This is a genomic window from Alkalicoccus luteus (genome assembly GCF_012034335.1).
In the GTDB taxonomy this organism is placed as follows: domain Bacteria; phylum Bacillota; class Bacilli; order Bacillales; family Salisediminibacteriaceae; genus Alkalicoccus; species Alkalicoccus luteus_A.
Genome location: NZ_JAATHJ010000014.1, coordinates 28,283 through 55,244 on the forward strand (window position 1 = coordinate 28,283; position 26,962 = coordinate 55,244).

Annotated in this window: 25 protein-coding genes and 3 pseudogenes; 24 read left to right on the forward strand and 4 right to left on the reverse strand. The window is 47.9% G+C overall.

The window, feature by feature from the left end; translation table 11 throughout:
• Positions 1 to 142: 142 nt before the first annotated feature.
• The 3 genes and pseudogenes from HCN83_RS18780 to HCN83_RS10410 all read left to right on the forward strand — a co-directional run.
• Positions 143 to 271, forward strand: a pseudogene (locus tag HCN83_RS18780) (DNA-binding response regulator); the annotation flags it as partial.
• 3 nt (positions 272 to 274) lie between these two features.
• Positions 275 to 559: pseudogene (locus HCN83_RS18420) on the forward strand (FtsX-like permease family protein); the annotation flags it as partial.
• A 338-nt stretch (positions 560 to 897) separates the two neighbouring features.
• Positions 898 to 1,605 carry a GIY-YIG nuclease family protein gene (locus HCN83_RS10410; RefSeq protein WP_168007001.1) on the forward strand — a complete coding sequence of 236 codons (708 nt, stop codon included), beginning with the start codon at positions 898 to 900 and terminating at the stop codon, positions 1,603 to 1,605.
• 118 nt (positions 1,606 to 1,723) lie between these two features.
• Here the strand turns inward: HCN83_RS10410 and adhP are convergent, their stop codons facing one another.
• Together adhP and HCN83_RS10420 are read right to left on the reverse strand one after the other, a co-directional pair.
• A complete protein-coding gene (adhP, locus tag HCN83_RS10415) occupies positions 1,724 to 2,740 on the reverse strand; it encodes an alcohol dehydrogenase AdhP (protein WP_168007003.1) in 1,017 nt (338 codons plus the stop codon).
• Positions 2,741 to 2,879: 139 nt separating this feature from the next.
• The gene (locus HCN83_RS10420; protein ID WP_168007005.1) at positions 2,880 to 3,248 is read right to left on the reverse strand and encodes a hypothetical protein; all 369 of its coding nucleotides are present in this window, start codon (positions 3,246 to 3,248) and stop codon (positions 2,880 to 2,882) included.
• Positions 3,249 to 3,400: 152 nt separating this feature from the next.
• Here HCN83_RS10420 and HCN83_RS10425 point away from each other — a divergent pair, with 152 nt between their 5' ends.
• The 7 genes and pseudogenes from HCN83_RS10425 to HCN83_RS10455 all read left to right on the forward strand — a co-directional run bounded on the left by HCN83_RS10425 (position 3,401) and on the right by HCN83_RS10455 (position 11,051).
• A complete protein-coding gene (locus HCN83_RS10425; RefSeq protein ID WP_168007006.1) occupies positions 3,401 to 4,093 on the forward strand; it encodes a response regulator transcription factor in 693 nt (230 codons plus the stop codon).
• Positions 4,086 to 5,414: a sensor histidine kinase gene (locus HCN83_RS10430; protein WP_168007007.1), complete on the forward strand. Its 1,329-nt coding sequence runs from the start codon at positions 4,086 to 4,088 to the stop codon at positions 5,412 to 5,414. Before HCN83_RS10425 ends, HCN83_RS10430 begins: the two co-directional genes overlap by 8 nt.
• Before the next feature lie 161 nt (positions 5,415 to 5,575).
• Positions 5,576 to 6,964: a hypothetical protein gene (locus HCN83_RS10435; protein WP_168007008.1), complete on the forward strand. Its 1,389-nt coding sequence runs from the start codon at positions 5,576 to 5,578 to the stop codon at positions 6,962 to 6,964.
• 190 nt (positions 6,965 to 7,154) lie between these two features.
• Positions 7,155 to 9,002, forward strand: a complete 1,848-nt coding sequence (locus tag HCN83_RS10440) for a PTS sugar transporter subunit IIA (protein ID WP_168007009.1) — start codon at positions 7,155 to 7,157, stop codon at positions 9,000 to 9,002.
• A 12-nt stretch (positions 9,003 to 9,014) separates the two neighbouring features.
• The gene (locus HCN83_RS10445; protein WP_168007010.1) at positions 9,015 to 9,473 is read left to right on the forward strand and encodes a PTS sugar transporter subunit IIA; all 459 of its coding nucleotides are present in this window, start codon (positions 9,015 to 9,017) and stop codon (positions 9,471 to 9,473) included.
• A 17-nt stretch (positions 9,474 to 9,490) separates the two neighbouring features.
• A complete protein-coding gene (locus HCN83_RS10450; RefSeq protein WP_168007011.1) occupies positions 9,491 to 9,760 on the forward strand; it encodes a PTS sugar transporter subunit IIB in 270 nt (89 codons plus the stop codon).
• Between the two features lie 23 nt (positions 9,761 to 9,783).
• Positions 9,784 to 11,051, forward strand: a pseudogene (locus HCN83_RS10455) (PTS ascorbate transporter subunit IIC).
• Between the two features lie 122 nt (positions 11,052 to 11,173).
• Here the strand turns inward: HCN83_RS10455 and HCN83_RS10460 are convergent.
• Together HCN83_RS10460 and HCN83_RS10465 are read right to left on the reverse strand one after the other, a co-directional pair.
• Positions 11,174 to 11,479: a nucleotide pyrophosphohydrolase gene (locus HCN83_RS10460; protein ID WP_168007012.1), complete on the reverse strand. Its 306-nt coding sequence runs from the start codon at positions 11,477 to 11,479 to the stop codon at positions 11,174 to 11,176.
• Positions 11,476 to 13,119: a DUF2075 domain-containing protein gene (locus HCN83_RS10465; RefSeq protein WP_168007013.1), complete on the reverse strand. Its 1,644-nt coding sequence runs from the start codon at positions 13,117 to 13,119 to the stop codon at positions 11,476 to 11,478. Before HCN83_RS10465 ends, HCN83_RS10460 begins: the two co-directional genes overlap by 4 nt.
• Positions 13,120 to 13,438: 319 nt before the next feature.
• On the opposite strand from HCN83_RS10465, the gene HCN83_RS10470 reads away from it, so the two are divergent.
• The 14 genes from HCN83_RS10470 (at position 13,439) to hxlB (ending at position 26,922) form a co-directional block, all read left to right on the forward strand.
• Positions 13,439 to 14,464 (forward strand): ABC transporter substrate-binding protein, encoded by a 1,026-nt coding sequence (locus HCN83_RS10470; protein WP_168007014.1) that lies wholly within the window; start codon positions 13,439 to 13,441, stop codon positions 14,462 to 14,464.
• Between the two features lie 32 nt (positions 14,465 to 14,496).
• Positions 14,497 to 15,624, forward strand: a complete 1,128-nt coding sequence (locus tag HCN83_RS10475) for an ABC transporter ATP-binding protein (protein WP_168007015.1) — start codon at positions 14,497 to 14,499, stop codon at positions 15,622 to 15,624.
• Positions 15,621 to 17,363, forward strand: coding sequence for an ABC transporter permease (locus HCN83_RS10480; RefSeq protein ID WP_168007016.1), 1,743 nt, complete (start codon positions 15,621 to 15,623; stop codon positions 17,361 to 17,363). The genes HCN83_RS10475 and HCN83_RS10480 overlap by 4 nt, the downstream gene beginning before the upstream one ends.
• A gap of 2 nt (positions 17,364 to 17,365) precedes the next feature.
• Entirely contained in the window at positions 17,366 to 18,160 is a 795-nt protein-coding gene (locus tag HCN83_RS10485; RefSeq protein WP_168007018.1) for an HAD-IIA family hydrolase, read from the forward strand.
• 17 nt (positions 18,161 to 18,177) lie between these two features.
• Positions 18,178 to 18,765 (forward strand): glycerol-3-phosphate responsive antiterminator, encoded by a 588-nt coding sequence (locus HCN83_RS10490; RefSeq protein ID WP_246238192.1) that lies wholly within the window; start codon positions 18,178 to 18,180, stop codon positions 18,763 to 18,765.
• A 153-nt stretch (positions 18,766 to 18,918) separates the two neighbouring features.
• Positions 18,919 to 19,953, forward strand: coding sequence for a hypothetical protein (locus tag HCN83_RS10495; RefSeq protein ID WP_168007020.1), 1,035 nt, complete (start codon positions 18,919 to 18,921; stop codon positions 19,951 to 19,953).
• A 106-nt stretch (positions 19,954 to 20,059) separates the two neighbouring features.
• Positions 20,060 to 20,689: a bifunctional 4-hydroxy-2-oxoglutarate aldolase/2-dehydro-3-deoxy-phosphogluconate aldolase gene (gene eda, locus HCN83_RS10500; protein WP_168007022.1), complete on the forward strand. Its 630-nt coding sequence runs from the start codon at positions 20,060 to 20,062 to the stop codon at positions 20,687 to 20,689.
• A 96-nt stretch (positions 20,690 to 20,785) separates the two neighbouring features.
• Positions 20,786 to 21,805, forward strand: a complete 1,020-nt coding sequence (locus HCN83_RS10505) for a LacI family DNA-binding transcriptional regulator (protein WP_168007024.1) — start codon at positions 20,786 to 20,788, stop codon at positions 21,803 to 21,805.
• 1 nt (position 21,806) lies between these two features.
• Positions 21,807 to 22,886 carry a DctP family TRAP transporter solute-binding subunit gene (locus HCN83_RS10510; protein ID WP_168007026.1) on the forward strand — a complete coding sequence of 360 codons (1,080 nt, stop codon included), beginning with the start codon at positions 21,807 to 21,809 and terminating at the stop codon, positions 22,884 to 22,886.
• 55 nt (positions 22,887 to 22,941) lie between these two features.
• Entirely contained in the window at positions 22,942 to 23,436 is a 495-nt protein-coding gene (locus HCN83_RS10515) for a TRAP transporter small permease subunit (RefSeq protein WP_168007028.1), read from the forward strand.
• Entirely contained in the window at positions 23,433 to 24,713 is a 1,281-nt protein-coding gene (locus tag HCN83_RS10520; RefSeq protein ID WP_168007030.1) for a TRAP transporter large permease, read from the forward strand. Before HCN83_RS10515 ends, HCN83_RS10520 begins: the two co-directional genes overlap by 4 nt.
• Before the next feature lie 52 nt (positions 24,714 to 24,765).
• On the forward strand, positions 24,766 to 25,737 hold the full coding sequence (locus HCN83_RS10525) for a sugar kinase (protein WP_168007032.1): 972 nt from the start codon (positions 24,766 to 24,768) through the stop codon (positions 25,735 to 25,737).
• Positions 25,738 to 25,748: 11 nt separating this feature from the next.
• Complete coding sequence (hxlA, locus tag HCN83_RS10530) at positions 25,749 to 26,372, forward strand: 3-hexulose-6-phosphate synthase (protein WP_168007034.1); 624 nt, start codon at positions 25,749 to 25,751, stop codon at positions 26,370 to 26,372.
• Positions 26,365 to 26,922: a 6-phospho-3-hexuloisomerase gene (gene hxlB / locus HCN83_RS10535; protein WP_168007036.1), complete on the forward strand. Its 558-nt coding sequence runs from the start codon at positions 26,365 to 26,367 to the stop codon at positions 26,920 to 26,922. The genes hxlA and hxlB overlap by 8 nt, the downstream gene beginning before the upstream one ends.
• The last annotated feature ends 40 nt before the right edge of the window (positions 26,923 to 26,962 follow it).

Sequence of the window (26,962 nt, forward strand, 5' to 3'; positions counted from 1 at the left end):
CATTGAAACTAATAAAAGGGGATGCCCGGTCTATTATATAATTGACCGGGCATCCCCTTTTCACGTCTTTGCACGCATTTACTTTTCTTTCCTGCAATTGTATAGTATGTGTGCTTACGTTTACGGAAGATGGGGTGAGGTTGTGCGTATTTTACTGGTGGAGGATGATCGGACGATTGCGTCGGGGCTGGAGTATTCGCTGCAGCAGGATCAGTTTGAGACGGTGCTTTGTGTGGATGCGGCGTCGGCGAAGCGGGTGATTCGGGAGGAGCATGAGACGATCGGGATGACGCCGAAGTCCTTCAGAAAGATGATCAACTACGAGAGCATCTTTTACGGCATCAAGGCACTGCTTTACGGCATTCCAAGCAGCATTGGCATCATGTACCTGATTCATCTGTCTGTGACAAATACCTTTGACTACGGCTTCACACTGCCTTGGATGAGTCTGCTGTACGTTGGACTGGCCGTCTTTGCCATCGTCGGGGCCGCTATGCTCTATTCATTTTCAAAGATTAAAAAAGATAACATCATTGAAGCAAGAGAACATCTAATTTAAGTAATTTATTCAGCAAAAATAGAAATAACAGAGCCACTCATGCAATCACAAACCGCACCATGAAAGATGAACATTACGAACGCTGTGGAACGAAGGCGAGGACACCCAAAGGATTAGCGCAGTGCGAGAATCCATGTTGGCGACACGCTCTTTCGCCAATAGTAGTCGGGAACAAGTACTTGGGTAAGCCTTCGCCGAGAGTGGAACAGCTTGATGTACGTTGGTTGAACGAGCAATTTTCAAGGTAGGGGTTTAGATTATGCCTTTTGTTATTTATTATTGTAATTAGATATAAATAATTACGTATTGATCATTGATTCAAAGGAGCGGTACTTAAAATGAGTGACTATAAATATAAAGGGATTCCTTTAAGTCCTGGAATTGTAGAAGAAATAATTGTTTTACTTTTTGATAAAAAACGAGTTAGCAGGGATGAAATAGTAACCTCAGTGTTAGAATATCACCGTAAACAAGGTGGAGCAGAGCCTAAATCTGCTAATTTTCCAGCCTCCGTAAAAAAAGCTCTTCAAAATTTAGCGAGAAAAGAAAATGCTAATAATATTAAACAGGGGTATTGGGAAATATCAATGGCTAATGATAATAGTGAAAAGGATTTGAATCACGAGAAACTTCCCGCCATTTCTACATATTCTGAAGTACCACAGAATTACGTTCCTGAAAAACTACCTAATGAACTGGACGTTAGATATAAATTTGGTGAAGGAAATTCATCTGTTTACTTATACTATTTCGATAGCTACAAAGAGCTTGCTGAAAGTAAAAAGCAATCAAGTTGGGCTTGTAAAATTGGAATGTCAGATCGACACCCTGAAACTAGGATTTTATCTCAATTTGGAACTTCTTTACCAGAAAAGCCGACAGTAGATTTTATTATGTATACGGATAACGCTCCCTTAATTGAGTCGATTATTCACTCGATCTTAAAAATCCGTGGTAGCGTGAGAACAGAGGCACCAGGTAAAGAGTGGTTCAACACAAATCCTGAAGAAGTATTATCCATTATTAGCTTTTTAGAAGATAAATAGATAAATATAAAGTGTTTTCTTTGACTCATGAGAACCAATAACGATTGTAAATTATGAGTTTTTAGGTATTGATTATTTATAAAAGACAGCTCCCGCTCTGGAAGCTGTCTTCTCTTCTTTACATCTTAAAGTCGATGACCATCCGGCCTTGGATTTTGCCTTGCTCCATCTCTTCGAAGATGTTTTGTACGTCCTCGAGCGGTCGGGTTTTGACGACGGGAACGACTTTGCCTTCAGCGCCGAACTGGAAGGCTTCTTCGAGATCTTTGCGGGTGCCGACGAGGGAGCCGATGACCTCGATGCCGTCCAGCACGAGCCGCGGGATGCTGAGGTCCATCGTTTCCGTCGGCAGACCGACAGCAACGACTTTGCCGCAGGCGCGTACGGCATCTACAGCGGAGTTGAAGGCGGCTTTAGAGACGGCGGTTACGACAGCGGCATGGGCACCGCCGCATTGCTCCTGCATGATTGCTGCGGCGTCTTCTGTTGCAGGATTAATTGTCATATCCGCGCCGCTTTCTTTAGCGAGCGCCAGCTTGTCGTCGTTGATGTCTACCGCAACGACATTTGCGTTAAATACGTGCTTCGCGTATTGAATCGCCAGGTTACCAAGGCCGCCGCAGCCGTAAATTGCGATCCATTCGCCCGGCTTGGCGTCTGCGACTTTGATCGCCTTGTACGTCGTGATGCCTGCACACGTGATGCTGCTTGCCTGCGCCGGGTCTAGTCCGTCCGGCACCTTCACGGCATAGTTTGCGGTCACGATGCATTTTTCCGCCATGCCGCCGTCGACGCTGAAGCCGGCGTTCTGCACGCTGCGGCAGAACGTTTCGCGGCCGGTCGTACAGTATTCGCAGCGTCCGCACGCTTTATACAGCCAGGCGATGCTGACCCGGTCGCCGACAGAGAGACTCGTCACGTCATCTGCAATTTCCGTGACGATCCCGATACCCTCGTGGCCGAGCGTGCGTCCGGCTACGTCGCCGAAATCACCGGCAGCTACGTGCACATCCGTGTGGCAGACGCCGCAGTACTCAATTTCGACTAGTGCTTCCCCGGACTCAAGCGGACGAAGTTCCTTTTCCGTGACTTCCACATTGGCTCTGCTCGCTGGATTAACCGTAACTGCTTTCATTGGTGATCACTCCTTTTTTAGGTAGAAAACACGACAGCTTTTACACCTTTACTATAGCACGCAATTGGTAAAATATGATTGTGAAATATTGAACAAATTCGTAACGTTTCGTCGGATGTTTTAACAAAAAAAGAGCCGCTCACTGCGGCCCTCCGTTTGCCTCGTGGCAGGCTTCCATGCGTTCATACATGTCCTCGTGAAAGGCCTCCCAATCTGCGTCCTCCATGTGGGTTTCCCAGTCATCTCCATACATCATCGGTCCGAAACGCTCTCCCATCATGCGTCCGTACTCCTCATCCATCATGTGGCCGCGGCCGTTCATCATCCCGCCGCCCTGCATCATCTCACCAGGCTCTGCGTCCTCCATCATGTCGTCATTCATCATTTGCCCGTGTCCGCCCGTCATCCACGGCATGCCAAAGGTTCCGTTTGGCTGTGCAGCGGTTGCACCAGCTGCAAGCAGACCAATCACAACAATCACAACGATGGCAATGATCCAGTTTCGCATGCTGACCGCCTCCTTTTTTAATTTCAGGAAGGAGATCCCTTCCTTCTGTCTCCAGTATAGAAAAGAGTTATGTAGATCGTATGAAGATGCGGCCGCTTTTTTCATTTGCATGCTATACTTTTGCTAACAACTCAGCGGGGGAGGGGAGCGGCATGCACGTGCTTGTGATTGAGGATGATCCGACGATGGCCGAGGTGATGGAAGCATATCTGAAGCGGGAAGGGCACGAGGTGACATGCGCCGCCAACGGGCAGAAGGGTCTCGACCTGTTTCGAAGCCTCCACCCGGATTTTCTTATTTTGGACTTGATGCTTCCGGATCTGTCCGGAGAAGCAATCCTCACCGCCGTGCGCAAAGACTTTGACACACCGGTGCTGATTTTAAGTGCCAAATCGGCAGAAGAGGAGCGCGTGCAGGGCATGGTGCTCGGCGCGGACGATTATGTCGTGAAGCCGTTCAGCCCGCGTGAGGTGATCGTACGCATGCAGGCAATCATGAGGCGCGTTGGAAAACGGGATACAAGTGAGGTCTGGTCCTTTGCCGGTAAAGCGCTCGTCATTCACCTGCGGGAGCGGACGGTCAGCGTAGAAGGCAGCGAGGTCCACTTGACCCCGATCGAGTACCGGCTGCTTACCGCCATGGCGGCGCATCCGGGCTGGGTGTTTGAACGGGCAGAACTGCTGGAGCGCGTACAGGAGGATTTGTTTTTTGACGGCTATGAGCGGAGCATTGACGTGCATATAAAAAATCTGCGTAAAAAAATCGAATCCGATCCGAAGCACCCCCGGTTTATCGAAACGGTATTTGGCATGGGCTATCGCTTTAAAGGTGAGCGCGATGTTTAATACCGTGCAAAAGCAGACCTTTTTCTTTGCCATGCTGATCGCCGTTTCCGGCATTCTGCTCATGGGAGCGGTGCTGCTTTGGGCAGTGGAGCGAAACTTTGGCGACTACGTCAGCGACCGTCAGGAGCAACTCGTTGAGGAGGCGGCTGCTCAGATCGAATCGGAATACGCCGAGCGGGGATCGCTCGAAAGCATTCCGCCGATGCTGTTTCATTCCCTCATGATGGAAGAGGGGATGAGTGCGAGACTTTATGATGAAGCAGGAAATCCGGTGCAGACGGGCATGATGCATCAGCAGATGATGACCCAGGGGGACGGGGAAGAGAGAGCCTACCGCCTGGAAGCAGACGGTGCTCTGATCGGCGTGCTCGAAGTGACGTATCCGTCGGGGCTCGGCGGAGCGGAACAGCAGTTCCTGCAGGACATGGTGCTGTCGATGCTGATCGTTCTGCTCGTGCTGATCGGTGCCGCTGCATTTTTCAGCCACGTCGCTTCACGCCGGCTGACCGGCGGCCTGCGAAGCGTAGGGGAGGATGTCCTCGCGCTGCAGCATAAAGAGCGGCAGATTCCAAACAGGACGTACGGTGTTCAGGAGCTGGATGATCTGGCGGCCGGTGTCGCAGCACTCGCCCGCTCGCTGGAGGAGGAGGATGAGCGCAGACGCCGTTTTACCGGAGACCTGGCACACGAACTGCGGACACCGCTCGGGGCGCTGCGAAGTCAGCTTGAAGCATTTCAGGACGGCGTGCTCGAGCCGACGGAGGAGCGGCTCGAGCGCAGCCACGACGAGCTGATGCGTCTCGTTCGTCTCGTCGGAGAAATGGAGCAGCTGTACGAGTCGGAGCGGGAAGACAAGCCGCTGCAGCAAAAGCGCGTCGATCTTCGTGCCTTTATCCGGTCACTGGAGGCTGACATGGAGGCGATTTTTCAGGAGAAGGGAGTCGCGCTGCAGACAGTCTGTGACGCTGATGCCGTGCAGGCCGACCCGGATAAGCTGAGGCAGATCGTGACCAACCTGCTGCATAACGCCTGGAAGTTCACTCCGGTATCAGGAACCGTCGTGCTTGAAGCGAGAGAGGAAGCAGATCACGTCGTGATACAGGTAGCTGACGAAGGTCCAGGCCTGTCCCCGGAGGAGGAGCATCGCGTGTTCGACCGGTTTTACCGCGGCGACGCCTCGCGCAGCCGTGAAAAGGACGGTCTCGGCATCGGGCTCTCCATCGCCGCTGCACTTGCCAGAGCCCACGGCGGCATGATAACCGCTGAGAACAAAGCAGCAGGAGGAGCCGTGTTTCGCCTCAGCCTGCCGAAAGAAACGTAAAGCCCCGATCATTCGCTCAATGATCGGGGCTTTTTAGAAGTGTTTCACGTGAAACGCGCTTTAGAAGATACGTCATCGACTGCGTACTTTTTTTCTTAAGCCCCGAGGTATACTTTCCTGTATGATACACATATACACATGAAAACGAGGAGGACGAGGCGATGGCGGACAAGAAGGCTGCGGAGCTAGTGGGAAAGCTGAAAAAAGAAGAACTGCTGGATCTCGTGCGAACGTGGATGCATGCATATCCGGAGCTTGAAAAGGACGTGGAACTGCGGCTGGGTGACGGAAAAGATGAGGTGAAGCTTGCGGGGGAGCTGATTACGAAGCACTTTACCAGTGCCAAGGGCTCCTATGGCTTTATCACTGCTTCCCGCTCTCATGAGGCATTTTCCGGTATTTACCAAGTGTTGGAGCATGCAAAGGCCCTTGCCGATCAAGGGGAATACGAGCGGGGGGTGAAGCTGAATCTGAAGGTGCTCGGCCGTGCGGTTGATTCCCTGCAGTTTATGGACGACTCCAATGGAGAAGTATCGACTGCAGCCAGTCTGACGATGAATCAGTTGACGCGCTCTGCCGAGGAGGCAGACGACAGCACGGCAGGCACGCTCTTAACGCTAATACTGAAAGAGGCACGTTTGAAACGCTACAACGGCTGGAGCGATTTCCGCATCGAGCTGCTCCGAGTTTCCCTGCCTGTGATGCGTGGCGAGAAAAAACGGCACGAGAAAGTAGAAAAGGCGCTGGATGACGCGGCAGAGGCGGCGAGGCAAACGTCTTATCCGGATTACGAGCTGGAACAGCTGGAGCTGCTACGCGCCTGTATCCTTGATGAAGCGGAGGGAAAAGAGGCAGGAAATGCCTTCCGTCAGGAGCGGATCAATGAGCATCCGGACTTCGTGCTGGAGCTCGCTGCCTACTACCTGGATCGGGAAGAGTGGGACAATGCCGAGGCGATGATCGAAACGGGAAAACGTCATAAAAAGCTCGTGCACATTCAACAGTCCCTGCTGGAAACGGAGCGCCGGCTTTACAGTCTTACCGGCAACCGAGAGAAAGAAAAAGAATCGCTTCGGAACATGCTCCTGGCACGAAACATGATGCTGGAGATTGAAAAGACGTATCAGCAGTGGAAGGAACTGCACGAGGATAGCGAGTGGGAGACTGCATTGAAGCAGCTGTTAAACGAGCTTTCTGCCAGTGATCCGCTCGCGATTCATATCGGTATGGAAGAGGACAAGCCGGAGGTGCTGCTTGCTGGCTGTGAAAAGGATTTGTGGAAGATTCGGGAGCTCGGTCCACGTCTGCAGCCGGTTTATCCGGACATAGTGCGGGAAATGTTCAGCCAGCTAGTTGATCACGGAGCTAGGATGGCAACGAACCGCAAGCAGTACCGGGCGCTCTGCCGGCTCGTGAAGCAGTGTGCCAAAGTAAATGGCAAGGCGCAAGGAATCGAGCTGATCGCCAAGCTTCGAAACGAGTACCCAAGGCGGTCAGCCTTAATGGAAGAACTCGAAAAAACAGAACAAGCCGTCGCCCGTTTCACGTGAAACGGAAACATTGCCCGGGGAAAATCCCGGGCTTTTTCGCGCTGGATGAATTCCAGTAAAAAGCCTGTAATAACAAGGGTTTCCACCGTTCAGAATCTTGCAGACAATTCTGAACCTATTCGGAATGTAAGCGTATTCATTTTTTGTGAAAGCCCTTGTATACTTTGATTACAGCAGGGAGGTGAGCAACGTGAATGCGAGAAGGCGTCAGCTGGTGCAGATGATGATCAACGGCCAGATGCAATTTAAGCTGAAGGACTGCGAGGCGATGTTCAACGTCGGGGAGCGGACGGTCCGCTACGATTTAGAGCATGTAGCCGGATGGCTGGAGGATTATGACGTGACGTTTACGCACGCATCGGGACAAGGCTACTGGGAGCTTGCCAGAGCACTTGATGCAGATAAACGGCGCGAGCTGGATGAAGCGATGAACCTGTACGGAAGATCCGACGCAGCAGAAGAACGATACCTGTTAATTGCGTACGAGCTGCTTATTGAAACGCGCAGTCAGTCACTTAGGGAGCTGGCAGAAGAGCTGGAGGTCAGCCGCGGAACGGTATTGCAGGAGATGGAAAAGGTTGAGCAGCTGACAGACATGTTTTCATTAACGTTGGAACGGGGACGCAAAGGCTTTACCATTCTCGGCTCTGAAAAAGCGAAGCGGCTCGCGCTTCTAAGTGTGATGAGCAGATTAGAAGCAGCCTGGAACAGCATGAATCCGGTGCCGTACCTGAACTGGTCGGAAATTTCGATGAAGGAAATGGAGAAAGCCGTCGCGCTGACAGAGGAACTGCCGGAGACGATCAGTCCGACCGCCTTTTTAAAGGTCTGGATGCTGCAGCTGCAGCGGATGCGGTCAGGCGAGCTGCTGCAGGAGGAACAGCCGAAAGCGGAACCTTGGTTTGAAGAGGTGTGGCACGAGTTTTGCCGGACGGTCGGAGTTGATACGACAGAGCGGAATATGGCGTTTGCCTGCTGTTATTTGAAAGCGACTTCAAACCTGTATCCGAAGGACGTGCCGGACTACAACGACGATCCAGTGTTTCTTGCGTTCGTTGAAGAAACCAGTACGCGTATGGGTTTGACCGGCTACAGCGACGAACAGATCCGCTACATTTACCGCGAATGGCAGGCGTTTCACTACGCCGGCGAATGTAAGATCCGCTATTTGCATCCGCTGAAAAAGAAAGTGGAAGAACAGTATCCCTTCATCGTCTTCCACGTGCAGGAGGCGCTCGGAACCGGTCCCGAACGAACGGCTGATGACATTATTCCCATTGCGATGAGCTTTGCGGCGATTTATGAAAAGGCTTCCTTTGACAATGAGCGCTACCAAATCTGGGTTATGTGCCCGGGCGGTATCGCAGCGGGACGATTGTTAACTGCGTCTCTTATGAAGCATTTTCCGGAGCTGGACGTCAAGCGCACCGCAGCGGTGTCGATGCTGCATAAGGATAACGGCTGGGACAAGCCGGACTTTATCGTTTCCACCGTGACGCTGCCCGATTCTCCGTACCCGTACGTGACGATTAATCCCGTCATGACGCGTGATGAGATCACCAAGGTCGAACACTTTATGAAAGACCTCGAGGAGAAAAGGGGCGCTGCCAAGCTGACAGAGACGACGCCTTCTGTGCAGGCACTGATACCGGCGTCGCGCACGGCGGTAATGGACACGACCGACCTGGACGAGATTTTGGAAACCGGTGTGGCTCTGCTAAAAGAGGATGACATCGTCGAAACGGCTTTTCTGGAGGACATTCGCAAAACGGTGATCGACAAGGCGTACTTGTACGAAATCGTCCCGGGACTTCTGTTTGTACACACGCACTCTAATCACGTGAACCGGCCCGGCTTCAGCCTCGTGCAGCTAGAAGCGCCTTACCGATCGGAAAAATTGCATTCACACGCTGTCCTGTTTATGGCAACACCGGACAAGTATGCACACCTTCCGCAGCTGCAGTATTTGTATCAGCTGCTTACAAACAGCGATAGTATGCAGCAGCAGCTGCACGGCGAAATAAAACATGAACAATGAGGTGGAACAATGATGACAGATTTTCAAGTGGATACGCGCTGTATCCAATGGCAGAAAGAAGCGGTCAACTGGCGCGAGGCGATTGCCGTAAGCGCGGAGCCGCTTGTCCAGAATAACTATGTCGCTGATTCCTACGTCGAGGCGATGATCTCCAACATCGACGAGCTTGGACCGTACATTTTGATCGCACCGAATGTGGCGCTGCCGCACGCACGTCCGGAAAACGGCGTGAGCCGGGCAGGCATCTCACTGACGGTGTTTCAGGAGCCGGTTCCATTTCCGGCAGACAGCGAGGGCTCGGTGAAAACGGCGCGGGTGTTTATCTGTCTAGCGGCAGTCGATTCCGATTCCCACCTGAGCATGCTCCAAAAAATTTCCGGGTGGATCGATGACAGCAATCTGATGAAGGACCTGCTTCATGCAGGCTCCGAAGACGAAGTGAAACAGCTGCTCACAAGCAGCCAAAATTAAACGAAGAGGTGACGACCATGAAAGTATTATGTGTATGTGGAATGGGATTTGGATCAAGCTTGATGTTGAAAATGACGGCAGAAAAAGTGCTGAAAAACAAGGACGTAAAGGCAGACGTGGAGGCCGTCGACTTTGGAACGGCGCAGAGCGTTACGGCGAATCTCATTTTGACGAACAATGAATTTGCATCCCAGCTGCAGGGCGGCCAGGCATTTGTTAAAGCGATCGTCAACATGGCAAGCGAGCAGGAAGTAGAAAGTGCGATTGAGGAGTTTTTGAGCAAATAGGCTTTAAGGGGGCATGATCGAGAATGGGGTTCTTTGAATTTTTGATGAATGAGATTTTGAGCCTGCCGGAAGTGCTGGTCGGTCTGATCGTCATGACCGGGCTGCTTCTGCAGAAGGCTGACTTCTCGAAGGTATTCGCAGGTACAACGAAAAGCATCATCGGCTTCCTGATTCTTGGTGCTGGTGCCGGCGTGGTCATTGGGTCACTCGACTCTCTCGGCGGCATCATTCAGGACCGGTTCAACATTCAAGGGGTTATTCCGAACAACGAGGCGATCGTCGCGATTGCCCAGCAGACGCTCGGAACGGAAACAGCGCTGATCATGGGCTTTGGTTTTCTGGCTAACATTTTGTTCGCGCGATTTACACCGCTGAAGTACATTTTCCTGACTGGTCACCATACGTTTTTCATGGCGGCACTGTTATCCGCGGTGCTCGGAACAGCCGGCATGAGCGGGATTACGCTTGTGACGACCGGGTCACTGATTCTAGGCGGGGTGATGGTCCTGATGCCGGCACTTGCGCAGCCGTTTATGCGTAAAGTAACCGGCGGCGATGAAATCGCGATGGGTCACTTTGGCACGATCGGTTACTTTTCTGCAGGACTTGTCGCAAAAGCAGTCGGCAACGAGAAGAAGACGACAGAGGACATTAAAATTCCAGAGCAGTGGTCCTTTTTACGGGACTCCCTTATTTCAACGGCACTCACGATGGTTGTCATGTTCCTGATTCTTGTTCTCATTGCCGGTCCTGAGGTTGTCGGCACGTATGCAGGCGACCAGAACTATATCATGTTCGTACTGATGCAGGGGATCACGTTCGCAGCAGGCTTCAGCATCATCATGTACGGGGTACGCATGATCCTGACAGAGATCGTACCAGCGTTCAAAGGAATTGCTGAAAAGCTTGTTCCCGGTGCGAAGCCGGCGCTTGATGTACCAATCATTTTCAACTATGCGCCAACAGCCGTGATCATCGGCTTCATCTCCAGCTTCATCGGCGGACTGATCGGCATGGCGATGCTCGGCATCTTCTCGCTGGCGCTCATCATTCCAGGACTCGTGCCACACTTCTTCACAGGTGCAGGAGCCGGAGTCTCGGAAACGCCGTCGGCGGACGCGTCGGAGCCGCGGCAGGCGGATTCACAAACGGGATTCTTATCAGCTTCATCCCGGCCTTCCTGCTGCCGGTGCTTGGCGGACTGGGCATTGAAAACACCACGTTCGGCGACTCCGACTTCGGTGTCATCGGTATTCTGATTGGCTCACTCGCCAACTTATTTGGCGGATAATAAAAACGACCGGTCTGCACGAAGCAGGCCGGTCGTTTTTTGTGACGGACAGTATGTTATGGATACAGACCAGGTGACAAACAGAAAATTCTTCGATCGTCGAGGGCGGGGAGCCGGCGCAGTCAGCTCTGTTCCGGATACTTCTTGCCGTTCTTCTTTATCTTTTCCTCAATGATCTCCTGCACGTCGAGCTCGAGCTCGTCGCACATCATCAGGGCGTAGATCATGACGTCGGCGATTTCGTCGCGGATGTTGTCGATGTTTTTCGTTACAGCGTCCTCGCTTGAAAGCCACTGAAAATCCTCCAGCAGCTCAGCTGCCTCAATCGAGAGGGACACGGCGAGATCCTTTGGATTGTGGTACTGCCGCCAGCCGCGGGCATCGCGGAAGTCGTTGATCTGATTGATTAACTGCTGCCAATCATTCATTGTCGTTCCTCCTGTAGTTCCAGCATACGTTCGCGCAGACATGGGTCGGTCGGATAGATGCAGAGACCGTGAATGCCGCGCTTCATGAGCACGTTCAGGGAGTTCAAAATGATCTGCTCCTTTACTTGCGCGATCTCTTCTTGCGTCATGTCGTTTCTCGACTGAAAGGCACCGGTATCCCGGTAGGCGTTCGTGTCAATGCGGATGCGGTCGTTTTCTTTATCATAGCGGATCGACGGTCCGAGTACGACCCCCGTGTAGTTCAAATCAAAGCCCTGCACCGTATAAATAGAGCCGACTTCATAAATCGTTTCCGGCTGTTCGGCCCACGTCACATCATCCTGCGTGCGGTTCCACGGCATGTTAAGGCCGGCTTCATCGACGAGATAATCTGCTCCGTCTTTTTTATGCAGATAGTCAAATGTCGAAACAATCCTCGCGAGGCCATACGCCTCATTATGCGCTTCGATCTCCTTGCGAAACGCATCCGGATCGGCAAATACTTGCAGCTGAAAGGTTGTATCTGTACGATCGGGAATTGGCTTCAGTTCTTTCGCGACAAATGCGTCGATCCATGCCTTAGCGGGAGCATCAATGTTCATACGCATCTGGTCGGTCAGCCGCATTCGCTCAGCCTGATATGTGCCCGTAATTTCTTCCATCAGCCGGTCGTTCCAGTAGCTTTTCAGCTTCAAAACCTGCATCCGGTCAAAAATGACGATCGTGACGCGGCTCCGTTTAATAATTTCCTGCAGCTGATTGTCATAGTGAAAATTGTTGTAGGCGTCGGGCTTTGAGAGCAGCAGGTGTGCTTCGTCAACGAGCACGATATCCGCCTTCGCATCGTCTCTGTCCATTTTGTTAATAAACGAAGTCGGCTTGTCAAAGTGCTTTTTCTTCAGATTGGGCAGGCTCCCGGTCATGCTTTTGTATGTTTTCAGCATTTCCCCGTGATTGACGAGCAGCCGGTTTTCCGTTTGATAAAGCGAAGAAGAAGCCTCATCGGCAAGATCCTGAATTGTGTTAAACAAGGAGCTTAGCAAGACGCTTTTTCCCGTTCCGGCATCGCCTTCGACGATAAACACGTGATGCCCGTCTGTCTGCGCGTGTTTCTCACAGAAGTCCAGCACGCGCTCCTTTACGTCCAGCTGCTCCGGCGTCAGCTCTTTGTAAGGAGAGAGCTTGTAGACGTCTTTGTTCTCAAGTGCATCAATCGTTCCGTCCACGATCTGTTCATTGCGGAGCCGCTCCCAAATATCCCGGAACAGCGTGTCGTTGTAATAGCTTTTGTCGTAATAATTATGCATTTGCCGCGACGCCGTCTGACTCACATTTTGCAGCTCATAGCGGCTGTCGGCGATAAATAAATTAATCAGCCTCGACTCAATGTTATACGTCGCCGACTGATTCAGACGGCGGTGGCCAATTAAAATCTGCTGGTCGAGTCTGCTGCGGCGGTCGTCAGCCAGGTGCTGCCGCAGTCTGCGCGCCGCCTGCACCGTCTGCCCAATGTAGGCAGCCGGCTTTTTGCGGTTGTTATGCAAAATATAGACGATCGGGTAGTTCGTCAAATGCTCCGATTCAATCCCGCTCACCGCACGCTCCTCGAAAGGTCCCGTTTCAATAATCAGTTCATCCATGGAAGAAGTCTCCTAAAAAAGAATTAAACTTATCATAGCACAGGCAGAGCATATTGATACATGATAGGCAGGTAAACTAGTCAAAATGGCATAATTATTCATCATTCATTAACAATGTTCATAAAATATTAACATTTGGGTTGTTTTATTTATTTTTCTGTTCTATACTCACTTTATACAAATTCTGATGCGTGATTGGGAAGAGATGAAGAGACAACCCATTCGTGCAGATTCTATCAAAAGATAGAAGTCTGTGCGGGTAAGGGTTGTCTCTTTTTTGTGCTTTTTGAAACCGCATACATAAACGGAGGGATTTAGCATGAAAAAGGCAACAATGGTTCTTAGTGCTTTAACGGTAAGTATGTTGGCGGCTTGTGGTGGAAACAGTGACGGAGCGGAAGGGAATGGAGATGCCGGCAGCGTAACGGTCTATTCTCCAGAAACTCCGGAAATGACAGAGGATCTGGCTCAGGCATTTGAAGAAGAAACAGGCATTGAAGTGAATGTAAGTTATGCAGGGACAAATAACCTGGTTAACCAGATGATCGCTGAAATGGATAACCCACAGGCTGACGTATGGTACGGAGGCGGCGGTATCCTCCCGTTTGAGTCAGCTATTGAGCAAGGATTTATTGAACCATACACTCCTGAAGCAGTAGAGGACTGGGAGGCATATGAGAATGATATTAAAGTGCGTCACGAGGATTGGATGTGGACTGGGGTAGAAGTTTTCGTACTAGGCCTTGTTTATAATACAGAGCTTGTAGATGAAGACGAGCTTCCGGATACATGGGATGATCTGCTTGATGAGCGTTGGACAGACGAACTGCAAATGCCAAATCCAGCAGCATCCGGTACGGCTACGCTGCTTGTTTTAAGCCAGTTGATGGAAAAAGGCGAAGAGGAAGGCTGGGAATATTTTGACCAGTTGTATGAGCAGATGAATGCGATGCCTGACTCTGGCGGCGCACCGTCTCAGGCAGCTGGAACAGGTGAAGCACAAATTGGTATCGGCTTTGATTTCATGGCGTACCAGATGCAGGAGCGAGGCGAGTCTGTTGAGTTTCACGTACCAGAGGACACTCCGATTCTCGTGAATCCAGTATCACTTGTAGAAAATGGACCTAACCCTGAAAACGGAAAGAAATTCATTGATTTTATGCTTTCTGAAAGAGGACAGGAAATCAAAGCAGACTGGAAGCATATTCCTCTTGATCCAAATGTAGAATCTCAATCTCCACTTACGATGGAAGAACTTCAGGATAATGCCATGGATCTGGATATTGACTGGGTCGTGGACAACTATGACGACGTGCGTAATCAGTGGAGAGAACGGTACCAGTAAACCGACAATATCAATTCTAGGAGGGCATCCATATGGGATCTGTCAAAGTGAAAAATCTAGTGAAAAAATACGATAAAGCAACTGCACTAAAAGGCGTGAATCTCGATATCAAAGAGGGCGAATTTTACGCCCTCCTTGGTCCTTCTGGCTGTGGGAAGACGACCACCATGCGCTGTATTGCCGGGTTTGAAAATCCCACATCCGGAGAAGTGCTGATCGGGGAGAAAGTTGTAAACAGCGTACCTGCCAATCGAAGAAACTGTGGAATGGTTTTCCAGAGCTACGCCCTTTTCCCGCACTACAATGTATTTGAAAATGTTGCTTACAGCCTGACTATTCGGGATTTATACAATGGTTCGTTTGGTCAAAGAGCGAAGACATTTGCTCGATTAATACATAAGAAGCTGGGTAAGCCATCCAAGGAAATCCAGGAAAAAGTGCATGATGCACTGAAATATGTGGAGCTGGATCATCTTGCTGACCGCGGCGTTAATGAACTTTCAGGTGGGCAGCAGCAGCGGGTTGCCTTAGCCAGAGCGCTCGTAATGGAGCCTTCTGTCCTGCTGATGGATGAGCCGTTATCAAACCTGGATAAGAAGCTCAGAAATACGATGAGAACAACAATCCGAAAGATTCAGCAGGATTTAAAGATCACGACGATTTTTGTTACACACGATCAGGAAGAAGCAATGAGCATGGCAGACCATGTCGCTGTCATGCGAGATGGGGAGATTGTACAGATGGCTACCCCGACAGAGCTGTATAGTAATCCAAAAGATCCATTTGTAGCTGATTTCGTCGGCTCCTCCAATATTTATCAAGGTAAAGTAGTAGACCGAAAAGAGAACGGTGATTCCATCGTTAAAGTGAACGACAATACGATATTAGAATCAACTACGCATACGGATAAAGAAGATGTCGAAGTGCTGGTTAGACCTGAAGGTATCGAAATATTAAAGAACGGCAGAATGGAAGACCACAATGTACTGGAAGCGACTGTTAAGATCAGCACCTACCTTGGACCAACCATTCGCTATGATATTGAACTGGCAGGAATGGAAGTGATGGTAGAAGAGGAATTCCAGCCTAATACTACGCTCTTCAAAGAAGGGGATGTCATCAAGGTTTTCCTGCCTGCTGAAAGGGTGTTGCTGATATGAGTAAAGGAACAGAGCAATCGCCAAAGCAGTCCAGGCTCAAAAATTGGCTCTTATCGATCGACAGCCTCAAAATAATGAAATGGGTTGTCTATCTGTTTTTCTTTTTGTTTTTGGTACTTCCATTAATTTCAGTTTTTCTAGTTAGTTTCACTGGACAACCAGTCAACTTATTAGGGTCTTTAGTTAATCCTGATATTATGGCAACCAATATCGAGCGTTTAAGCAATGCTTCGTTGGAACATTACGCAAGTTTATTAGGCGGGGGTACTTATTTTTCTGCCTTACAAAACAGTCTTGCTTTGGCTATTGGGGTTTCTATTCTGGTCATTATTATGTGTATCCCGCTGGCATATGCATTTGCAAGAACGACCATGCCGTTTAAAAAAACCCTTGCTGCTTTATGTACCATTCCGCTTATTGTTCCAACTTTTATTTCCGCAGCCGGGTTCATCATTATGTTTGGTCGTACTGGATGGGTCAACACGCTGTATCAGTCACTAGGGTTTGATGGTCTGCTTATCAATGCCTATTCGATGACCTCGATCGTACTGATTCAAGTATTCTTTTTCTTCCCTTTTGCTTTGTGGCCAATGGTAGCAGCGTTTAAAATCGCTGATATCTCCTTGGAAGAAGCATCCAACAACATGGGGGCTAAAAATTGGAGCACGATGGTATTTATTACGTTCCCATTAGCGATTCCCGGTATTATCTCGGCCGCATTGCTTATTTTCACAGTCAGCTTCTCTGATTTCGGGACGCCGATCATTTTAGCACCGGATGGACTCAACTTGATTGTTGTAGAAGCTTATCGTGAAATTTCCGGTTTCTTTAACTGGGCCGGTGCTTCCATCTTGACTATTGTGATGGTAGCAGTTGCAGCAATCTTTTTCTGGCTTCAGCGATTCATCACCCGGAATATGGATTATGGAACGCTCTCAGGAAAACCGAAAGGAACAAAATTAAACGACAGCAAAGTCGTGACTCGTTCCCTGTTCGTTTATACGTGCATCGTACTCGTACTGCCGATGCTGGCTATTTTCTCGGTTATGATTCAATCATTTGCAACGACTTGGGGCACGGGGCTTCTTCCGAGAGGCTTCACAATGGATCACTACACTACGGTGTTTACGCGCTCTGGTGACAACATCATGAACAGCCTCCTGCTCGCAGGTGGAGCTTTAATTATCAGTGTCATTGTAGCTACATTGGTTTCTTATTTTGTTGTACGCGAGAATACCTCGAAGCTGGATTTCATGTCTTCGATTCCGCTGATTGTGCCGGGTATTGCTCTTGGTATCGCATATATCCAAACATTTAACACGGCGCCTCTTCAGCTGACAGGCACTGCATTCCTGCTGATTGTAGCGTACGCGATTCGTCGAATGCCTTATATGATTCGTTCTACAATGGGGACGATGATGGCGATAAAATCAGATATTGAGGAAGCAGCCGTCAATTTAGGAGCTTCGAAGCTGGTGGCCATAATTACGGTAGTCGGACCGCTGATGCTTCCGGGTATTGCGGCGGGATCGATTCTCGTGTTCGTTACCGTTATCAAAGAAACGAGTATTACCGTTCTGATGGCACCATCCGACTGGGCACCGATGAGTTTAATGGTTTTCCAGAACCTTCTCCGCGGTGAAGTATACACAGCTTCTGCAATGGCGATGCTGATTATTGCACTTGTTATCATCTTGCAGAGCATTGCCAATAAAATGACGAAGAATTCCTTGTACTAATTATGGCAGGGAAAGGATTGATTGTAGACCTGGACGGCACCGTCTACTGGCAGGATACGCCGATTCCTGGAGCTGTAGCGGCGTTGAATAACTTAAAAAAACAAGGGCATCATATCTGTTACCTGACCAATAATGCGACAAAGACAACAGCAAGTTATTTAGTTAAGTTGAGAAGCATGGGGCTGGAGGTAGAGGGAAAAGATATTCTGACAGCGCCTCTCATAGCGGGCAATTATCTAAAAAATCAATTGCCTGCCTCAAGCCAAATCTGGGTAGAAGGGGAGTCGGCATTAGTTGAGGTACTGACAGAAGCCGGCCTCATTCTGGCTAAATCTCCGGAACAAGCAGAGGCTGCTATTTTTGGCGGTGGGCCGTCGTTTTCACATGAGAAGCTGACTCGTTTACTAAAGGCTTACCTTGCTGGAGCAAAGATGTATGCAGTTAATCCCGATGTGACCTGTCCAATTGAGACTGGATTGATCCCTGATACAGGAGCTTGGGCAGCTGCCTTAAAAAGTATGATGAAACCACAGGATAATATAACTATTATTGGCAAACCGTCTGAAATCACAGCAAAACAGATCTTACAGCACCTGAAACTGCCAAATCATGACTGTTTTGTTATTGGAGACAGATTGGACACAGATATTCGCATGGCAAATCAGTTCAACATGCACGGTATTTTGGTCTTGACTGGAGTATCTAACTACTCGGATGTTCACAATAAAACTACCTATAAACCAAATACTGTATTGACAGCGCTATCAGAGCTAACTAGTCTTGATAATTGTAACTAATTCAAGAGAGGCTGGTTTTGAAATTGAAAACTGAAAAATCTGACCACATTGTAGACATGGTTGAATCACAAGTTATTGCAGCTATCAGCAGAGAGGATCAAATTGAGCAAGCTATTCAAAGCAAATGCAACATGGCGTTTCTGCTGACCGGAGATATCTGCGGCATGGAAGATGTCGTTCGCAGACTGCAAAACGGAGGGATGTCTGTATTCATCCATCTGGATTTGATTGAGGGCTTAAAAAGTGACAAAAAAGCAGTGGAATTCATTGCTCAAAATATTAAGCCGGAAGGAATTATTACAACGAAGCCGTTTCTTGTGAAAATAGCGAAAAGCATGAACCTCATTACGATTCAGCGATTGTTCATTCTTGATACGACAGCTTTTCAAAAAGGTCTTCAGATGATTGAAAATTCGAAGCCGGATGCAATTGAGATTCTTCCTGGTATTATTCCAAAAGTGGTCGATCGGATTGCAAAACAGAATGACATCCCGATTATTACTGGCGGACTTCTGGAAACAAAGCAGGAAGTCATGAACTGTCTGGAAGCAGGGGCATTAGCAACTTCTGTCGGCTGCACAGACTTATGGAATACAGAATTATAAATTCAGAACGGGTAAAAAATGAGCTGTGGCTAAACTATTAGCTACTTGCTTACCATATTTCGTAACCTCTGTCTGCTGGATACTATGCAGCAGACAGATTTTATTAAAGTGTTAACGCTTTTCCTGCGTTAGTGTGATGAAGGAAGTGATCGGATGGTTCAGGAAAGCCAGGCAGCCTTCTCAATTGCTAGCGAACCGGTAAACTATCCGGAAGAGCAGTTGAAACAGGCATTATTAAACTGCGATACGATGCAATGTTATCTTTCTGGCGCTTCCAGTGTGATGCAGTTAACCCATTTTCAGAAATTGCTCATTGAGGCAAGCGGTAAAAAGGGCATGAACATCTATGTGGCCTCAGATGTTGATAGTCGTAACAATGCTTTTACAGATAATCTCTGCCGCTATGAGCAGCTTGAACCCGGGAAGCTGGATTTTCAAACTCTTATCGTGACAGAGCACATCGTTTATTTTGAAAGGAAAGAACAGCACGCAGAATCCGGCATGACGGGTCCGTTCGCTCACACGTATTATTCCAATGATGAAGAAGTGGTGAGCATTTTTGCAGCAGTGTTTAAGCAGGCCTTCCAGCCAAGTGAAGTACAAAAGGATGGATCGCTGCAGCAGGTTACCAGACAGGCAGAAGCGTTTCGTGAAGCAATCACTTTATGTATTCAATCCTTTGAGGGGTGTCTGTCCACCGAAAGACAAGCATTAAGAGAAGAGCAGTTGTCAGCCTGGAGAGAAGAAGCGAAACAAACGTTAAGATCGCATGCAGCTATTTCGGAAGTGCTTATTTCATTTAGCTCGGATACTACATACGGCGCAGATTTTGTAACAGATATTCTGCAGTTAAACCAGTCTATCGCGGATTGTCAGGATCTGCTTCATTCTGATGCATTAATCGATTCATCAGCAAGCATCGTCGAAAAAAAGGAAAATGAAGGTGCAATTCATGCGGAACTGATAGAGACACCAGACGGGGTGTATGACCATTTGATCGGCTCCGATGAAGAGGAATTTGAGTCTGAATCTTATATGCGTGAAATTGAATTGATGCTGAAAGAGCTGCAGGATTCGGCCAGAGAAACAAATTTTCAAACGTATCCGGCACACCTGTATTTATTGGATCGAATGCTCTTCGTATCGTACTATCTGCACCGAATTATCGTTTTCCTGAAATACGAATAATCACACGATCAAGAGTATGTCATTCGGGCATACTCTTTTTCATCAGCTTGACTTCTGCATATAAACACGTAAGAATGAGAAAAGTTTAAAAAGGAGTGATGAGCACATGGCGAAAAGAGAACAGGAAACGGCCCGCTTTTTACAGACCCTGGTGACAGCGGTGGTCAGATCAGAAGACGAAAAGACAGGATTGAAGACAGCGGAAGCTTGTGAAGCAGGCGGACTCACTTCGCTTGAAATTACGTTTACGACCCCGGGAGCGGCAAACATTATTCGCAGTCTGCAAACAAACTGTGATCCATCTGTCATGATTGGTGCAGGCTCCATCCTGACGAAGGAGGAAGCCGAGAGAGCCATCCAAGCTGGAGCAGAATATATCGTTGGCCCTAATTTTGATGAGGAGATTGCAGCTTTAACGATAGCTGAAGAAATTCCGTACTTCCCCGGCTGCATGACGATTAACGAAATGATTCACGCCACTAAAAATGGAGCTTCGATTATTAAGTTATTCCCTGGGAATCATTTCGGACCAGGATTTATTAAAGCAGTTCGCGACCCCGCTCCTCACTTGCAGATCATGCCAACCGGCGGTGTAAACCTCGAGAATATGGATGACTGGTTTCAAGCTGGGGCTGCAGCAGTTGGAATTGGGGGCGCCCTTAACAAGCCTGCAGCAAAGGGGAAGTTTGATGAAGTCAAAGCATTGGCAGCTAAATTTAGCGAATATCGCAACTAATTTGAAAAAAGGGTTGAAAAATGTATCCGCTTTCAACTATAATCGAATTTAATAAACCGGTTTACTAAATCGATTTATCCAATTTGGGGGTCTTAAATGAAAAAGGTAACCTTACAGGATGTGGCTGATCATGCTGCTGTTTCTAAAAGTACAGTCTCCCAGTATTTGAACGGCCGGTATACGTATATGGGAGAACGGACGAAGCGAAGGATTGAGGAATCGATCCGGACTCTTCAATATCAGCCAAATGCTATTGCAAGAAGCTTAAAACAAAAGAAGACGACGACGATTGGTGTGATTATGGCAAACATTCTGCACCGTGTTTCCACCCAGACTTCTCGAGCGATCGAAGACTTTTGTCACGCTAAAGGCTACCACGTTATTCTCTGTAACGCAGATGACGACTCTGAGAAAGAGAAACAGTATATCGAGATGCTGAAAGCAAAACAGGTAGATGGATTTATCATTTATCCTACGGCCTCGAACGAAGAAATGTATAAATCATTGCTGGATGAAAAATATCCCGTTGTTTTTTTAGACAGAAAAGTGAAAGCGCTATCTATTCCGACGCTTACGTTACGAAATGAGGAAGCGATGGACTGGGCGATTGAACACCTTAAAAATCAAGGCAATGAAAGCATCGCCTATATCAGCTCCCCCTTAACAATCAGCCCGCGAACAGAACGGTATGACGGATTTTTATCGTCGATGAAACGACACGGATTAACGATCCAGCAGGATTTGATTTATACGGACAAACTTTCTGATTCGACAAGCTTTTTAAAGAAAATATTTTCGCCAGGTCATTTCCCAGACGCCATCTTATCAAGCAACGACCGATCACTGGTACCCGTTTTGGATTATTTAAAAAAGACTTTCAAGGGAGTGCCGGAGCATTTGTCAATCCTGACGTTCGATGAAGTAGAATACGCTGAATTCTTTCAGCCGAGTATTACAACGGTCGAGCAGCCAGCGTTTGAAATGGGAACGAAAGCAGCTGAACTGCTAATTGATCAAATTGATCATGATGGACTGCAACACTTGGATGATTATTACTTTGGGTTTCAAGGCAAGCTTAATATTCGTGAATCATCACTAAAAAGAGGGAGAGATTAACGTGAAAAAATATTGGATGACACCATTGAGTATTGTTGCTGGAGCTGCTGTGCTGGTCGGATGCGGGAACGACGGAAATAACGGAGAAAATGAAGGGAATCCTGCTGATAATAATGGAGAAGCTGAGGAAAATGCAGAAACCAATGCAGATGCTGACGGAGAAAGCATCAACCTGATTGCGGCGACTCAGCTGGATGCAGAAAGTCCATTTGCAGTTGGATTCGAGACGTTTAAAGAGGTCATTGAAGAAGAAAGCGGAGGCTCCATCACAGTTGAAATTCACACAGATGGAGCGCTCGGAGGAAATGAAGACGAGCTTGTACAGAATATGGAGACAGGATCAGTAGACCTTGTTGTTGCTTCACCAGGCTTCATGGCCCAAGCTGCCAATCAAGTAGACTTTTTTGCAATGCCTTATCTCTTTGAGAGCAATGAGCACTGGGAAGAGGTCGTTGACGGAGAGGTTGGAGAATCTGTCGCATCTCAGGTGGAGGATAACTCTAACTTTAAGATACTTGGCTACTGGTCAGCCGGAGTGCGAAATTACTACGGCTTTGAGCCGATTGAAACACCGGATGATCTGCAAAATGTGCAAATTCGAACCCAGGATTCCCCTGTTGTAACAAATACGTGGGAAGCACTAGGTGCAAACCCAACAAGTGTAGCATGGGATGAGTTGTATCAGGCACTTCAGAACAGAGTAGTAGATGCATCAGAGAACGATTTCACCAACATTTATCAGGCAAGTCATCACGAAGTAACGGACAACATTTCGTTGACTGAACACGACTACACGACACGATTCTTCTTTACGTCGGATGAAATTTACAGCAACTTATCTGAGGACCAGCAGGCAGCATTTGATACGGCCGCAGAAGAGGCAACGAATGCGGCAAGAGAATCAGACAGAGACCTTGCTGATGAATCCCGACAAGCGATTGAGGATAGTGGCGTCGAAATCAATGAGGTAGATCAAACGCCATTTGTAGAAATGACAGAAGATGTGCGTCAGGATGCCGCTGAATCATTAAATATGGTTGACGAATTTGAAACTGTTGAAGCGATGAGAGAGGGAGAATAAAGGGCTGTTAAAGCCCTTTTTTCTTTACAGCTCTGAAGAATAGAGGTGGGTAGCAGTGAAAAAAGCCATCGACTTTGTTGGCTCCTTATTTTTAAAAGCAGCGGCGCTTTTCTTTCTTGTTTTTATCGTTTGCGTGATTCTCCAGGTAGCTTCCCGATACGTGCCGGGAGTGCGAATACTGTGGGCTGGTGAACTGGCAACGTATGCATTTATCTGGATGATCTTTCTTGGGGCAGCGATCATGGTTCGCGAGAAGGGACATTTCACCGTTGGACTGGTGATCGATAACATCAAGGGGCTGCCTTTGTTTCTCGTCCAGTCACTAACACATGTGCTGATCATCATCTTCGGAGCAGTCATGATTTATGACGGGTACGGGTTGACGATGCAGTTTTGGGAGTGGAATTTGAATAACCTGCCGCAAATCAGACAAGGGTATACGTGGATGGCCATTCCGGTTTCAGGTGCGGCGATGATCCTGTTCGCGATTCAAAACTGGTGGGAAGATTTATGGACCTTGAAGTCCAATAGGAAGGAGGAAACAGTATGACTGGATTATTTCTGGTTTTTCTATTTCTCTTCCTCATGATCATCGGTGTTCCAATTGCATTCGTCATTGGGATTGTCAGCTACGTCGGTTTCTTCATATTAGATGCCATTCCTTTACAGGCTGTTGTACAGCAAATGTTTTCCGGTTTAGAGTCGTTTATTCTGTTAGCCGTTCCACTTTTCATTTTAGCGGCAAATATCATGAATCAGGGGCAAATCTCTGAGAAGCTAATTCGCTTCGCGGTTTCCCTTGTCGGACATATTCGTGGCGGCCTTGCTCAAGCCAACATTGTTGTATCAATGTTCTTCGGCGGAATCTCCGGAGCATCAACAGCTGATACTGCAGGAGTTGGGAAAATACTGATTCCAAGCATGATAAAGGAAAAATACAGTCCGGGTACTGCAGTGGCAGTGACGGCTTCTTCCTCAACCATGGGAATGATTATTCCTCCAAGCATCCCAATGGTGATCTACGGAAGCATTGCCGGCGTTTCAGTAGGGCAAATGTTTATGGGAGGCGTGATTCCCGGCCTAACGATCGGGATAGCCCTCATGGCGCTGGTCGGCGTTATTTCACACCGTCATCAATATCCAAGACACGAGCGGTTGAAAGTAAAAGAAATTGCGATGCAGGGACTTAAAAGTCTGCCTCCGCTGCTGACGCCACTGATTATTCTTGGCGGAATTGTAGGCGGGATTGTCACACCGACGGAAGCAGCTGTGATTGCTTGTATCTATGCCTTCGTTTTATCATATTTTGTTTATAGAACGATTCGACTGAAGGATATGCCGGACATCATTTACGATACACTCAAGCTTAGCTCCTTAACGCTGTTTGCTCTTGCAACAGCCACTTCGTTAGGCAGGTTAATCAGCTATTACAATGTACCGGCTGTAATAGCCGGATTCTTTGATAACGCATTGCCTTTCGACTGGATGTTTATCGTAGCAGTCATTCTGTTGTTTCTATTTGTCGGCATGTTTATGGATACCGTTCCATCTATCATTCTCTTCGTTCCAATTGTACTGCCTTCAGCAATGACACTTGGATTAGACCCTATTCACTTTGGGGTACTGATCATGGTATGTCTGGCTGTCGGTTTAGTAACCCCACCGTATGGACTCTGCCTGCTATTGGCTAGTAAAATTGCTGATTTGCCAATTGGTAAATCGTTTTACGCTACGATTCCATACATTTTAATTATTCTGCTGGTTATTTTGCTTATTGCATTTGTACCACAGTATTTCATGTGGCTGCCGAACTTGTTTAATATTTAAGTGTTCGGGCAGCCGCCCGCTTGCCAGGGACTATTAATGAAGAAACACAATCATGATTGAGGTGACCATTTTGCGTGATGTAGTGACAATCGGAGATGCCATGATAACGATGAATCCGGTTCAGAAGGGGCCGATGAGATTCTCACATACCTTTGAGCGAAAGGTTGGCGGAGCAGAGTTAAACGTTATGCTGGGAGCAGCCAGGCTTGGATTATCAACTGGCTGGATCAGCAGAGTCGGCAATGACGAATTCGGACAATACATTCTTAACTTCATGCGAGGAGAAGGCGTGGATACAACGAATGTCGTCATGGAAGATAAGTACAACACGCCGGTCAATTTTAAAGAAATTCGCGAAAATGGATCTGGTAGTACCTACTATTATCGTTTTCCTTCACCAACGGAGACAATTGATGAAGAATCTATTTCTCAGTCCATGATTACTGAAGCTAAAATCCTTTACGTAAGCGGCGTTTTCCCTTCCTTGCGTGAGAAAAATGTAGAGCTGGTGCTGCAAGCTATGAAGCTGGCGAAAGAAAATAATGTAACCGTAGTAATGGATCCGAATATACGTTTGAAGCTATGGACGGCAGAAGAAGCAAAGCGGTCCTTAATTAAGCTGATGTCTGCTGCTGACGTCATTTTAAGCGGAAAGGAAGAAGCGGATCTGCTATTCGGCAAACAGTCAGCGGAAAAGCATATTCAATCCTTCCAATCCTTAGGTATTCAAAAAGGAGCATTAAAGCTCGGTGAAGAAGGAGCTGTCGGATTTGACGAGACAGACTCCTTCCTTCATTTACCTGCCGTAAAAGCAGACAGTGTCGCAGATACAGTTGGTGCTGGTGATGGATTTAATGCTGGATATATGTACGGTATGGTTCAAAACTATTCATTAAGAGAAACCCTCCGGTTTGCTAATCAAATTGGCAGTATGGTTGTCGCTGTATCTGGTGACAATGAAGGTCTGCCTTATTTATCTGAAGTTGAGCAAGTTATAAATGGGGAACAAAAGGTTGAACGATAGGAGGTAAAGAAGTGAAGCTTCAGCTGGCACTGGATCGATTAACTCTTGAAAAGTGTCTACAGGTGTTAGAGGAAACGAAGGATTCGATTGATATTATTGAAGTCGGAACTGGTGTCATTAAAGAATACGGTATGTCTATTGTAAGAGAAATCCGGGAAAGATATCCGAATAAAGTGCTGCTCGCAGATATGAAGACATGTGATGCTGCAACACATGAAACAAAACAGGCTCTGCAAGCAGGCGCTGATATTACGACAGTGATGGCATTCAGTGATGATGCAAGCATCCGTCAGGCATTAGAAGCTGCCGAGGAAATGAACGGGGAAGTAATGCTCGATCTGTTAAATACGCCTGAATCGAGAGTTCAGGACTTGCACAAGCTGGGTGTAGAGCTCGTGTCCCTTCATATTGGCAAGGACCAGCAAAATACTCAGAAGCTTGGTAAAAAGGATTTTGACAAACTAAAGCCGTTTCCGGCTGTAAAAGTAGCAGTGGCCGGAGGGCTAGACGCTGAAACGGTCACAGAAGTAATAGTTTATAACCCGTCTATCTTAATAGTCGGCAGCGCTATTACTGGTGCAGATAACCCGGCTGAAGCTGCGAAGGCCGTAAAGGAGGCGATGCAGAATGAATGACATTACGGACAGAATAATCTCCGAGATTACATCAGTCACTGAAAAGACACTGGAGCTCAATGATTTCGACGAGCTTGTCGGATTCGTATCTTCTGCAGAAAGATTATTTATAGCTGGAGAAGGCAGGTCGGGCCTGGTAGGCAAGATGATTGCTATGCGCTTGATGCACGCTGGTTATCATGTGTATGTAATAGGTGAAACAATCACCCCAAGTATTACAGAGAACGATTTATTGATCGTTCTCTCAGGTTCAGGCACGACGAAAAATTTGGTGGAAATGGCGAAAACAACCTCAAAATCAAATGCTAAAATCGTATCGTTTACAACAAACGCTGATTCCGAAATAGCAAATCTTAGTCATATTACAGTGAGGGTGCCAGCTGCTACAAAGCACAGACGAAAAGATGAACCGGAGACGATTCAGCCTCTTGGAAACCAGTTTGATCAAAGTCTCCATATCATATTGGATGCCTTCATCATTTATTTGGCCTCCAATACGGAAAACAAGGACCAGAAGTCGTGGAAAGACCGGCATGCAAACTTAGAATAGCTTCTTGTTTAACAGACTCAAACCACTAATGGTTCTCACA

Bases quoted from the DNA above. Each gene is read 5' to 3' on its own strand.
- HCN83_RS10410 (WP_168007001.1), top strand. From the start codon at position 898: ATGAGTGACTATAAATATAAAGGGATTCCTTTAAGTCCTGGAATTGTA.
- adhP (WP_168007003.1), bottom strand. From the start codon at position 2,740: ATGAAAGCAGTTACGGTTAATCCAGCGAGCAGAGCCAATGTGGAAGTC.
- HCN83_RS10420 (WP_168007005.1), bottom strand. From the start codon at position 3,248: ATGCGAAACTGGATCATTGCCATCGTTGTGATTGTTGTGATTGGTCTG.
- HCN83_RS10425 (WP_168007006.1), top strand. From the start codon at position 3,401: ATGCACGTGCTTGTGATTGAGGATGATCCGACGATGGCCGAGGTGATG.
- HCN83_RS10430 (WP_168007007.1), top strand. From the start codon at position 4,086: ATGTTTAATACCGTGCAAAAGCAGACCTTTTTCTTTGCCATGCTGATC.
- HCN83_RS10435 (WP_168007008.1), top strand. From the start codon at position 5,576: ATGGCGGACAAGAAGGCTGCGGAGCTAGTGGGAAAGCTGAAAAAAGAA.
- HCN83_RS10445 (WP_168007010.1), top strand. From the start codon at position 9,015: ATGACAGATTTTCAAGTGGATACGCGCTGTATCCAATGGCAGAAAGAA.
- HCN83_RS10450 (WP_168007011.1), top strand. From the start codon at position 9,491: ATGAAAGTATTATGTGTATGTGGAATGGGATTTGGATCAAGCTTGATG.
- HCN83_RS10460 (WP_168007012.1), bottom strand. From the start codon at position 11,479: ATGAATGATTGGCAGCAGTTAATCAATCAGATCAACGACTTCCGCGAT.
- HCN83_RS10465 (WP_168007013.1), bottom strand. From the start codon at position 13,119: ATGGATGAACTGATTATTGAAACGGGACCTTTCGAGGAGCGTGCGGTG.
- HCN83_RS10470 (WP_168007014.1), top strand. From the start codon at position 13,439: ATGAAAAAGGCAACAATGGTTCTTAGTGCTTTAACGGTAAGTATGTTG.
- HCN83_RS10475 (WP_168007015.1), top strand. From the start codon at position 14,497: ATGGGATCTGTCAAAGTGAAAAATCTAGTGAAAAAATACGATAAAGCA.
- HCN83_RS10480 (WP_168007016.1), top strand. From the start codon at position 15,621: ATGAGTAAAGGAACAGAGCAATCGCCAAAGCAGTCCAGGCTCAAAAAT.
- HCN83_RS10485 (WP_168007018.1), top strand. From the start codon at position 17,366: ATGGCAGGGAAAGGATTGATTGTAGACCTGGACGGCACCGTCTACTGG.
- HCN83_RS10495 (WP_168007020.1), top strand. From the start codon at position 18,919: ATGGTTCAGGAAAGCCAGGCAGCCTTCTCAATTGCTAGCGAACCGGTA.
- eda (WP_168007022.1), top strand. From the start codon at position 20,060: ATGGCGAAAAGAGAACAGGAAACGGCCCGCTTTTTACAGACCCTGGTG.
- HCN83_RS10505 (WP_168007024.1), top strand. From the start codon at position 20,786: ATGAAAAAGGTAACCTTACAGGATGTGGCTGATCATGCTGCTGTTTCT.
- HCN83_RS10520 (WP_168007030.1), top strand. From the start codon at position 23,433: ATGACTGGATTATTTCTGGTTTTTCTATTTCTCTTCCTCATGATCATC.
- HCN83_RS10525 (WP_168007032.1), top strand. From the start codon at position 24,766: ATGATTGAGGTGACCATTTTGCGTGATGTAGTGACAATCGGAGATGCC.
- hxlB (WP_168007036.1), top strand. From the start codon at position 26,365: ATGAATGACATTACGGACAGAATAATCTCCGAGATTACATCAGTCACT.